Consider the following 9,471-nt stretch of genomic DNA (forward strand, 5'->3'; position numbering starts at 1 on the left):
TGGGTGGCGTCCAGATCATTGTGTGATGCACCCGCAGGAGTGTATGAGGCACACGCGGTGCTCCAGCAGCTGAGGCGAGCGCAGCCCCTCGGCACGCTCGGCGCCCGCAGCGGCGTGGTCGACGCCGCCCGTGGCACCGGGCGGCCGGTGGTCGTGGACCTCCCGCGGCCGGGACCGGAGGGGCCGGGGGAGGGGAGCCGGGCGGTGCTGGCCGACGCCGACCTCGCGCTGCTGGTCGTCCCCGCCCGCCTGCGTGCGGCGTCCGCGGCGAGGCTGCTGGTGACCGCCGAGGGGACGCCGTGGTCGGCGGCCCGGCTGGTCGTGCGGACCTGCCCGGGCGGCCTGCGCGCCGACGACGTGGCGGATGTGGTCGGCTGCCCGGTGGTCGGGGAGCTGCCGCACGAGCGGGCGGTCATGGGCCGGGGGGAGCGCGGCGAGCCGCCGGGCGCCGGACCGCGCTCGGCCCTCGGTGCGCTCGCCCGCCAGGTGCTCGAAGAGGTCGTGCGATGACCGCGCCGTCGCTGCTCGACCGGGTGCGGGCGCGGCTGGCGGTCGAGGACGGCGCTCTGTCCCGGGCCGGGGTCGCGGCGCTGGTACGGGAGGAGGCCGGCGGCCTGATGGGCGACGCCGACGTGCTGGTCGCCGTGCGCGACGCCGTGGACGAGCTGGCCGGTGCCGGACCGCTCGAGGCGTTGCTGCGGCTGCCCGGGGTGACCGACGTGCTGGTCAACGGCCCGGACCAGGTGTGGCTGGACCGCGGAGCCGGGCTGGAGCGGGTGCCCGACGTCGGGTTCGCCGACGACGAGGCGGTGCGCCGGCTGGCGGTCAGGCTGGCCGGCACCGCGGGGCGCCGGCTGGACGACGCCGCGCCGTGGGTGGACGTCGGGCTTCCGGACGGCACCCGGCTGCACGCCGTGCTCCCACCGGTGTCGGGCTCCGGCACCTGCCTCTCGCTGCGCGTGCTCCGGCGCTGCTCGCGGTCCCTGGCCGAGCTCGCGGCCCGCGGCACGCTGCCCGGGGAGAGCGACGCGCTGCTCCGGGCCGTCGTCGACCGCAGGCTCGCCTTCCTCGTCACCGGCGGAACCGGCTCGGGCAAGACCACGCTGCTGTCGGCGCTGCTCGGCGAGGTCGCCGCCGGCGAGCGGCTGCTGCTGTGCGAGGACGCCGCGGAACTCACCCCCCGCCACCCGCACGTGGTGCGGCTGCTGACCCGGCCGGCCAACGTGGAGGGTGCCGGTGCGGTGGGGCTGCGCGACCTGGTGCGGCAGGCCCTGCGCATGCGGCCCGACCGGCTGGTCGTGGGCGAGGTGCGCGGCGCCGAGGTGGTCGACCTCCTCGCGGCGCTCAACACCGGGCACGACGGCGGGTGCGGCACGCTGCACGCCAACCGCTCCACCGAGGTGCCCGCGCGGCTCGAGGCGCTGGGGGTGGCTGCCGGGCTGGGGCGCGCGGCGGTGCACAGCCAGGCGGCCGCGGCGCTGGACGTGGTGGTGCACCTGCGCCGGGGTCCGGCCGGGCGGCGGGTCGAGGAGATCGGCCTGCTCCGCCGGCGGGACGACCTCGTGGTCGTGGAGCCGGGATGGCGGGCCGACGGCGGGCCCTGCCCCGCCGGCGACGCGCTGCGGCACCTGCTGGCCGCCCGGTGACCGCAGCGCTGCTGGCGGTCGCCGGAGCGGTGCTGCTGTGGCCCGACGGCCGCAGTGCGGTCCGTCAGCGGCTGGCCGGGCTCTCGCCCCCCGACGCCGGTGGGCCGTGGCGGAGGGCGGTGCCCCTTCCGGTGGCCGCCGCCGTCGTCGTCGGGAGTGCCGGTGCGCTGCTGGGCACGGCGCTGGTGGGGGTGCTGGCGGCCGGGGGCGCGGCTCTGGCGGCGCACGGGTGGCGGGCCCGCCGGGCCCAGGCGGCCGACCACGCCCGGCTGTCGACGTTCACCGAGACGCTCGCCGCGTTCGCCGCCGAGCTCCGTGCCGGCCGGTCGCTGGAGGAGGCGGTGCGCGGCGCGGTCGCCGACTGCCCCGATCCGGACGTCGCCGCGGCCCTGGTGCGGGCGGTTCGCGCGCCGGGAGAGCCGCGGCCCCCGATGGAGGCCGCCGCCGACGAGATGCCGGCCGCGCTCGACCGGCTGTCGGCGGCGGTGGCGCTGAGCGCCCGCACCGGCTGCTCCCTGGCCGCGGTCGTCACGGCGGTCGAGGACGACCTGCGGGCCCGGCAGCGACGGCGGCGGGAGCTCCTGGTGGCCACCGCCGGCCCCCGGGCCAGCGCCCGCCTGCTGGCCGGGCTCCCGCTGCTCGGGCTGGCCATGGGCAGCGGTGTGGGCGCCGATCCCTGGCAGGTGCTCACCCGGACCGGCACCGGCCAGGCCCTGCTGGTCGCCGGAGTGCTGCTCGAGGTCGCCGGCATCGCCTGGACCGGTCGCCTGGTCGCCCGGATCGGGCGATGAGCGCAGCGCTGCCGGTGCTGCTCCTGGCCGCGGCGGTGGCGGTGTGGGTGCCCGGCTCCGTCGTCGTCGGCCGGCGGGTCCGGACGCTGGTGGCGGCTCGGTCGGCCGCCGTCGCCCGGCACCCGCGGGCCAGCGCGGACCCGCGGCGCCGGTGGCTGCTCGCGGGAACCGCCGGGCTGGCGGCGGGGCTGCTGGTCGGCGGTGCGGGAGGAGCGATCGCCGCCGTGGCGGTCGCGGTGGCGGGGGAGCGCGTCATCCGCGCGGCCGCTCCGGACGAGGACGCAGCCGAGCGGGCGGCCCTCGTCCGGGAGCTGCCCGCGGCCTGCGAGCTGATGGCGGCCTGCCTGACCGCCGGTCTGCCCGTGGCGGGAGCCCTGTCCGCGGTGGCAGGCGCCGTGCCCGGCCCGCTGGGGCGGCGGCTGCACGGCGTGGCCGGCCTATCCCGGATGGGCGCCGAGCCGCGACGGGCCTGGGCCGACCAGCCTGCAGAGCTCGCCGCGCTCGCCCGCGTGCTGATCCGGGCCGGCGAGTCCGGCGCGGCCGCGGTCCCGGCCCTGCGGGCGCTGGCCGAGGAGATGCGCACGGCGGCCAGGACGCAGGCGCAGGCCGCGGTCCAGCGGGCCGGCGTGTGGGTGCTGGCGCCGCTGGGGCTGTGCTTCCTGCCCGCTTTCGTCTGCCTGGGCGTGGTGCCGCTCGTGCTCGGCATCGCCGGCGACGTGTTCGGCTGAGTCCACAGCCCTCGCCCCGCTCCACAGATGCCTCCGCAGCCTGGGATCGCCTCCGATCCGGGCCGAGGCTCGGTGCACCGCCCCACCGGGGCCCGAGACCAGGAGGACCGCCATGACCAGCGAGCCGCACGTTCCCGACGCCGACGAGCCCGACTCCGACCCGACCCCGGCTCCGGAAGGCCGCTGGGCTCGGCTGCGGGCCGCGGGCGAGGCGGGGATGAGCACCGCCGAGTACGCCGTCGGCACCGTCGCGGCGTGCGCCTTCGCCGCCGTGCTCTACCGGGTCGTCTCCGGCGACTCCATCGTCACCGGCCTGACCGATCTGGTCGACCGGGCGCTGGCCACGCTGGCCTGACCGGTGGCGCGCCGATCGGTCCGCGGCGAGGTGGGGATGGTGACCGCCGAGACCGCGGTCGTCCTCCCCGTCCTGATGCTGGTGCTCGTCGCCGCCGTCGCGGCCGTGACCGTCGTCGGCGCCCAGCTCCGGTGCGTGGACGCCGCCCGCGAGGGGGCCCGGGCGGCGGCCCGCGGGGAGGACACCGCGGCGGTGGCCGACTGGGCCGGCCGGGCAGCCCCCGCCGGCGCCCGCACGGAGGTGGCGGTCACCGGCGCCGAGGTCCGGGTGACCGTGACCGCGGACATCGCCCCGCTGGGTCCACTGCCCTGGCGGATCACCGTCGACGCCGAGGCCGTGGCCCAGCGCGAGCCGGGTGCGGTGCCGGCGGGATGAGGGACGAGCGCGGATCGGCGACGGTGTGGGTGCTGATCCTCTCCGCGGTCCTGGTCGCGGTTGCCGCGGCGGCGGTCCTGGTCGGCCTCGGCATGGGAGCCCGGCACCGGGCGGCGACCGCGGCGGACCTGGCCGCGCTTGCGGCGGCGGGCCGTGCCGTCGTGGGTGACCCGGACCCGTGTGCCGCCGCGGCGGGGATCGCGGCGGCGAACGGCGCGGAGCTCGTCGGCTGCCGGCTGGAGCCGGGTGCGGTCGTCAGCGTGCAGGTCAGCGTCACCGTGTCGCTCGGGCGGCTGGGCCTGCACGACAGCATCGGCCGGGCGAGGGCCGGCCCGGTGCCGCCGTAAGGGCGTCAGAAGACGAGCTCGTCCTCGTCGACGTCCGCCTCGACCGGAACCGCTGCCGGCTCGGCCCGCTCCGGGACCGGCGTCCCGTCCGCCGGCTCGGCGACGAGGTTCCGGCCGGCCGCCTCCGCGGCGGCCAGCTCGTCGAGGACGACGTCGAGCACCCGCACCGCACCGGCCTTGTCCAGCGGGTCGTTGCCGTTGCCGCACTTGGGCGACTGCACGCACGAGGGGCAGCCGCTCTCGCACTCGCAGCTGGCCACCGTCGCCCGCGTCGCCTGCAGCCACCGGCGCAGCGCCGCGTAGCCGCGCTCGGCGAAGCCGGCACCGCCGGGATGCCCGTCGTAGACGAAGATCGCCGCCGTCCCGGTGTCGGGGTGCACGGCGGTCGACAGGCCACCGAGATCCCAACGGTCGCAGGTGGCCAGCAGCGGCAGGATGCCGATCGCCGCGTGCTCGGCCGCGTGCAGCGAGCCGGGCAGCGCCGCGTCGTCGACGTCGGCCCGCTGGATCGCGTGGGAGTCCAGCGTCAGCCACACCGCCTTGGTGCGCAGCTGGCGGGGCGGGAGGTCGAGCGGGAACTCGGCCAGCACCTCGCCGGTGCCCATCCGCCGCCGCTGGTAGGCGACCACCTGGTTGGTCACGTCGACGATCCCGGTGTGCGCGGTGACCGCGCCCAGCGTGCGGGTCTGCTCGATCGACACGATGGCCAGGTCGGTGATGTCGCGCGCCACCGTCGTCCAGTCCGGGCTCTCCGGGTGCACGACGGCGCAGGCGTCCTCCACGTCGAACTCGTCGACGACGAACGTGTCGCCGCGGTGTACGTAGAGCGCGCCCTCGTGCACGGTCGAGTGCGCGGCGCCCCCGTCCACGGTGCCCAGCAGCCGCCCGGTGGCCGCCTCGATGATCGCGACCGGCTCGTCGCCGCTGCCGCGGATGTCGACGTCGGGACGGCCGCGCCCGGCCCAGTACCAGCCGGTCGGGCGCCTGCGCAGCTGCCCGGCGGCCACCAGCTCCTCGATCTGCGCCTCGGCCACCGGACCGCCGAAGTCGGCCAGGTCCTCCGGTCGCAGCGGCAGCTCGGCGGCGGCACAGCACAGCTGGGGGCCGAGCACGTAGGGGTTGGCCGGATCGGTGACCGTGGCCTCGATCGGTCGGCCGAACACCGCGCGCGGGTGGTGGGCCAGGTAGTGGTCCAGCGGATCGTCGCGGGCGACGAAGACGACCAGCGACTCCCGCTGCGCGCGCCCGGCCCGGCCCGCCTGCTGCCACAGGGAGGCCAGCGTGCCGGGGTACCCGGCCAGCACCACGGCGTCCAGGCCGGCGATGTCGATGCCGAGCTCCAGGGCGTTGGTGGTCGCGACCCCCAGCAGGTCGCCCGAGGACAGCGCCCGCTCCAGCTCCCGGCGCTCCTCGGGCAGGTAGCCGCCCCGGTAGGAGTCCACCCGGCGGGCCAGATCTCCCCGGCCGCGGTCGGCCAGCAGGCGGCGGGCCTGGTCGGCCACCGACTCGGCGCTGCGGCGCGAGCGGACGAACGCCAGCGTGCGGGCGCCCCGCTCGACGAGGTCGGCGAGCAGGCCGGCGGCGTCGGCGGCGGCCGAGCGGCGCAGCGGCGCCCCGTGCTCGCCGGTGCGCTCGGTCAGCGGCGGCTCCCACAGCGCGAAGGTCGCGCCGGGGCGCGGCGAGCCGTCCTCGGTGACTGCCACGACGTCCTCGCCCACCAGCCGGGTCGCGGCCGCAGCCGGATCGGCGACGGTGGCCGAGGCCAGGATGAACACCGGCTCCGCGCCGTACCGCCGGCAGATCCGCCGCAGCCGGCGCAGCACGTGGCCGACGTGCGACCCGAACACCCCGCGGTAGGCGTGGCACTCGTCGATGACGACGTAGGCCACCCGGCGCAGCGTGCCCGACCAGCGCTGGTGGGCCGGCAGGATCCCGCGGTGCAGCATGTCGGGATTGGTCACGATCCAGCGCGAGTGCCGCCGGACCCAGTCCCGCTCCTCGGCCGGGGTGTCGCCGTCGTAGGCGGCCGGCCGCACCGAGGGGTCGGCGAGCTCGGCCACCGAGGCCAGCTGGTCGCGGGCCAGCGCCTTGGTCGGCGCCAGGTACAGCACGCAGGCGCGCGGGTCCTCGGCCAGCCGGGTCAGCGCCGGGAGCTGGTAGGCCAGCGACTTCCCCGACGCGGTGCCGGTCGCGACCACGACGTGCCGGCCCTCGCGGGCGGTCTGCGCCGCGGCGATCTGGTGCTCGTAGGGAGCCTGGACACCTCGGGCGACCAGGCGCTCGCGCAGCCCGGCCTCGACCCACTCCGGCCAGCCGGCCGTGCGGCTCTCGCGCACCGGCAGGTGGTGCACGTGGGTGACCGGCTGCTCGTCCTCCGCCGTCCCGGCGAGCAGGGCCTCGAGCAGCTCCCCGCCGGGCGGGACCTGGCTGCCCCCGGACCGGTCGTCCGTGCCGGGAGGGGGAGCCGACCGGACCGCGTCGAGCGAGGTCACGGGTTCCACTGTCACACCCCCGCGCAAGGCGCCGTCGGCCGGTCGTGAAAGGAGCGCGCGAGACGGCCACACACAGTGTGATCTGCCTTACACTTCGCGCCGTCCCGGGGTGGGTGCGGACCCGTTGCGGGACGCCGACCTCCGCCGTACCGGGGAGCAACGGCGCCACCCGGGCGGCCGCCGATGCCTGGAGGACCCATGCCCGACAGCTCACTGTCCGGTGGGGAGACGGCGCTCGTCGCCGTCACCCTCGTCATCTCCCTGCTGGCCCTGGGCTTCGCCGCCTATCTCGTGCGGGCCGTCACGGCCGCGGGCCAGGGCACGGAGAAGATGCAGGACATCGCGCGGGCGGTGCAGGAGGGAGCGGCTGCCTACCTGCGGCGGCAGTTCCGGACGCTGGCGGTCTTCGCCGTCGTCGTCTTCCTGCTGCTGCTCGTCCTGCCGGTCGCCGACGGCGGCTGGGGCACCCGGGTCGGCCGGGCGATCTTCTTCCTCGTCGGCGCGACGTTCTCCGCGCTCGTCGGCTTCATCGGGATGACGCTGGCCACCCGCGGCAACGTCCGGGTGGCCGCCGCCGCCCGCGAGGGCGGCTACCGGCCGGCCTTCGGAATCGCGTACCGCACCGGCGGCGTCGTCGGGATGATCACCGTCGGGCTCGGCCTGTTCGGGGCGGCGCTGGCGCTGCTGCTCTTCGACGAGACCGCGCCGGTGGTGCTGGAGGGCTTCGGCTTCGGCGGTGCGCTGCTGGCGATGTTCATGCGCGTCGGCGGCGGCATCTTCACCAAGGCCGCCGACGTCGGCGCGGACCTGGTGGGCAAGGTCGAGGCCGGGATCCCCGAGGACGACCCCCGCAACGCCGCCACGATCGCGGACAACGTGGGCGACAACGTCGGCGACTGCGCGGGCATGGCCGCCGACCTCTTCGAGTCCTACGCCGTGACCCTCGTCGCCGCGCTGATCCTGGGGCAGGTCTTCTTCGGCCCCGTCGGCATGGTCTTCCCGCTGGTGGTCGCCGCCATCGGGGTGGTCGCCTCGGTCGCCGGCATCCTCGCCACCCGCCCCTCCGACACCGACGGCAGCGGCCTGGCGCCGATCAACCGCGGCTTCTTCGTCTCCGCCGTCGTCTCCCTGGTGCTGGTCGCCGTCGCCGCCTTCACCGTGCTCCCCGGCGTGGGGGACGACGTCGACGACCTGCCGGTCAGCCCGCAGGTGCTCGGGCTGGTCGCCGTGCTGATCGGCGTCGTGCTGGCCGCGGCCATCCAGCAGCTCACCGGCTACTTCACCGAGACGACCCGCAAGCCCGTCATGGACGTCGGGCGCAGCTCGCTGACCGGCCCGGCGACGGTGATCCTGTCGGGCATCTCGCTGGGCCTGGAGTCGGCGGTCTACGCCGCCCTGCTCATCGGCGGCGCGGTCTACGGCGCCTTCCTGATCGGCGGCGGGGCCGCCCTCTACGCCGTCGCGCTCGCCGGGTGCGGGCTGCTCACCACCGCCGGCGTCATCGTCTCCATGGACACCTTCGGCCCGGTCAGCGACAACGCGCAGGGCATCGCCGAGATGTCCGGCGACATCGACGGCGACGGCGCGCGGGTGCTCACCGACCTCGACGCCGTCGGCAACACCACCAAGGCGATCACCAAGGGCATCGCCATCGCGACCGCCGTCCTCGCCGCCACCGCCCTCTTCGGCTCCTACAACGCGCAGATCGGCGTGGCGCTCGATGAGGCCGGCGCCACGCTCGGCAACGCCTTCAGCCTGGTCAACCCGAACAACGTCGTGGGGGCGATCCTGGGTGCCGCGGTGGTGTTCCTCTTCTCCGGGCTGGCCATCAGCGCCGTGTCCCGCGCCGCGGGCCGCGTGGTGTTCGAGGTGCGGGAGCAGTTCCGCACCCACCCCGGGATCATGACCTTCGCCGAGCGGCCGGACTACGGCGCCGTCGTCGACATCTGCACCAAGGACTCGCTGCGCGAGCTGGCGACGCCGGGTCTGCTGGCCGTCCTCGCCCCGGTCGCCGTCGGGTTCGGCCTGGGCATCGGACCGCTGGCCGCCTACCTGGTGGGCGCGATCGCGGCCGGCACCCTGATGGCGGTCTTCCTCGCCAACTCCGGCGGCGCCTGGGACAACGCCAAGAAGATGGTGGAGGATGGCGCCCACGGCGGAAAGGGCAGCGAGGCGCACTCGGCCACCGTCATCGGCGACACGGTGGGCGACCCGTTCAAGGACACCGCCGGCCCGGCGATCAACCCGCTGATCAAGGTGATGAACCTGGTGGCGTTGCTCATCGCGCCGGCCGTCGTCTCGCTGTCGGTGGGGGAGGACGCGAACACCGGGATGCGGGTGGGGCTCGCCCTCGTGGCGCTCGCCGTCATCGTCGCGGCCGTCGTCGTCTCCAAGCGCCGGTCCGTCGTCGTCGGCGAGGTCGGGGCGAAGCCGGACGAAGCGCCGCTGGCGACCAGCACGCCGTGATCCCGCCGGTCGCGGCCGGCTGACCCCTTGGCGGGACGTGCTCTTTCCCGGTCCGGGAACACGGGCGCAGCATCCACGTTGGTCGGGGTGACGGCGCGCCCACGGTGGGTCGCCCCCGGCGCCCCGGCGTACGGGTGGCTTACCGTGGCCCGCCGAGGGGCGTTCCGCGGTGGCCCCCGCCCGCCCCCGGCCCCCGGGGGTGCTGCACTGGGCCGGCCGGTCCGCACAGGCACGCCGCGGCCGCACCACCTCAGCACCACCGACAGGAGTC

At 76.8% G+C, this 9,471-nt stretch carries 9 protein-coding genes; 8 read left to right on the plus strand and 1 reads right to left on the minus strand.

Annotated features, from left to right (window positions below):
* Positions 1-39 precede the first annotated feature (39 nt).
* The 7 genes from C5508_RS18150 to C5508_RS18180 all read left to right on the plus strand — a co-directional run bounded on the left by C5508_RS18150 (position 40) and on the right by C5508_RS18180 (position 4,242).
* The gene (locus tag C5508_RS18150) at positions 40-510 is read left to right on the plus strand and encodes a hypothetical protein (protein WP_198598173.1); all 471 of its coding nucleotides are present in this window, start codon (positions 40-42) and stop codon (positions 508-510) included.
* Positions 507-1,646, plus strand: coding sequence for a TadA family conjugal transfer-associated ATPase (locus C5508_RS18155; protein WP_104526328.1), 1,140 nt, complete (start codon positions 507-509; stop codon positions 1,644-1,646). The genes C5508_RS18150 and C5508_RS18155 overlap by 4 nt, the downstream gene beginning before the upstream one ends.
* A complete protein-coding gene (locus C5508_RS18160) occupies positions 1,643-2,437 on the plus strand; it encodes a type II secretion system F family protein (protein ID WP_104526333.1) in 795 nt (264 codons plus the stop codon). The genes C5508_RS18155 and C5508_RS18160 overlap by 4 nt, the downstream gene beginning before the upstream one ends.
* Positions 2,434-3,165: a type II secretion system F family protein gene (locus C5508_RS18165; protein ID WP_104526329.1), complete on the plus strand. Its 732-nt coding sequence runs from the start codon at positions 2,434-2,436 to the stop codon at positions 3,163-3,165. The genes C5508_RS18160 and C5508_RS18165 overlap by 4 nt, the downstream gene beginning before the upstream one ends.
* Positions 3,166-3,277: 112 nt before the next feature.
* A complete protein-coding gene (locus C5508_RS18170; protein WP_104526330.1) occupies positions 3,278-3,520 on the plus strand; it encodes a DUF4244 domain-containing protein in 243 nt (80 codons plus the stop codon).
* A 3-nt stretch (positions 3,521-3,523) separates the two neighbouring features.
* The gene (locus C5508_RS18175) at positions 3,524-3,895 is read left to right on the plus strand and encodes a TadE family type IV pilus minor pilin (RefSeq protein WP_232797274.1); all 372 of its coding nucleotides are present in this window, start codon (positions 3,524-3,526) and stop codon (positions 3,893-3,895) included.
* Entirely contained in the window at positions 3,892-4,242 is a 351-nt protein-coding gene (locus C5508_RS18180; protein WP_104526331.1) for an Rv3654c family TadE-like protein, read from the plus strand. Before C5508_RS18175 ends, C5508_RS18180 begins: the two co-directional genes overlap by 4 nt.
* Positions 4,243-4,247: 5 nt before the next feature.
* Here the strand turns inward: C5508_RS18180 and C5508_RS18185 are convergent, their stop codons facing one another.
* Positions 4,248-6,734: a DEAD/DEAH box helicase gene (locus tag C5508_RS18185; protein WP_232797275.1), complete on the minus strand. Its 2,487-nt coding sequence runs from the start codon at positions 6,732-6,734 to the stop codon at positions 4,248-4,250.
* A gap of 198 nt (positions 6,735-6,932) precedes the next feature.
* On the opposite strand from C5508_RS18185, the gene C5508_RS18190 reads away from it, so the two are divergent.
* Positions 6,933-9,200: a sodium-translocating pyrophosphatase gene (locus C5508_RS18190; RefSeq protein WP_104526332.1), complete on the plus strand. Its 2,268-nt coding sequence runs from the start codon at positions 6,933-6,935 to the stop codon at positions 9,198-9,200.
* The last annotated feature ends 271 nt before the right edge of the window (positions 9,201-9,471 follow it).

Origin of the sequence: Blastococcus atacamensis, from assembly GCF_002938425.1 — a bacterium.
In the GTDB taxonomy this organism is placed as follows: Bacteria; Actinomycetota; Actinomycetes; order Mycobacteriales; family Geodermatophilaceae; genus Blastococcus; species Blastococcus atacamensis.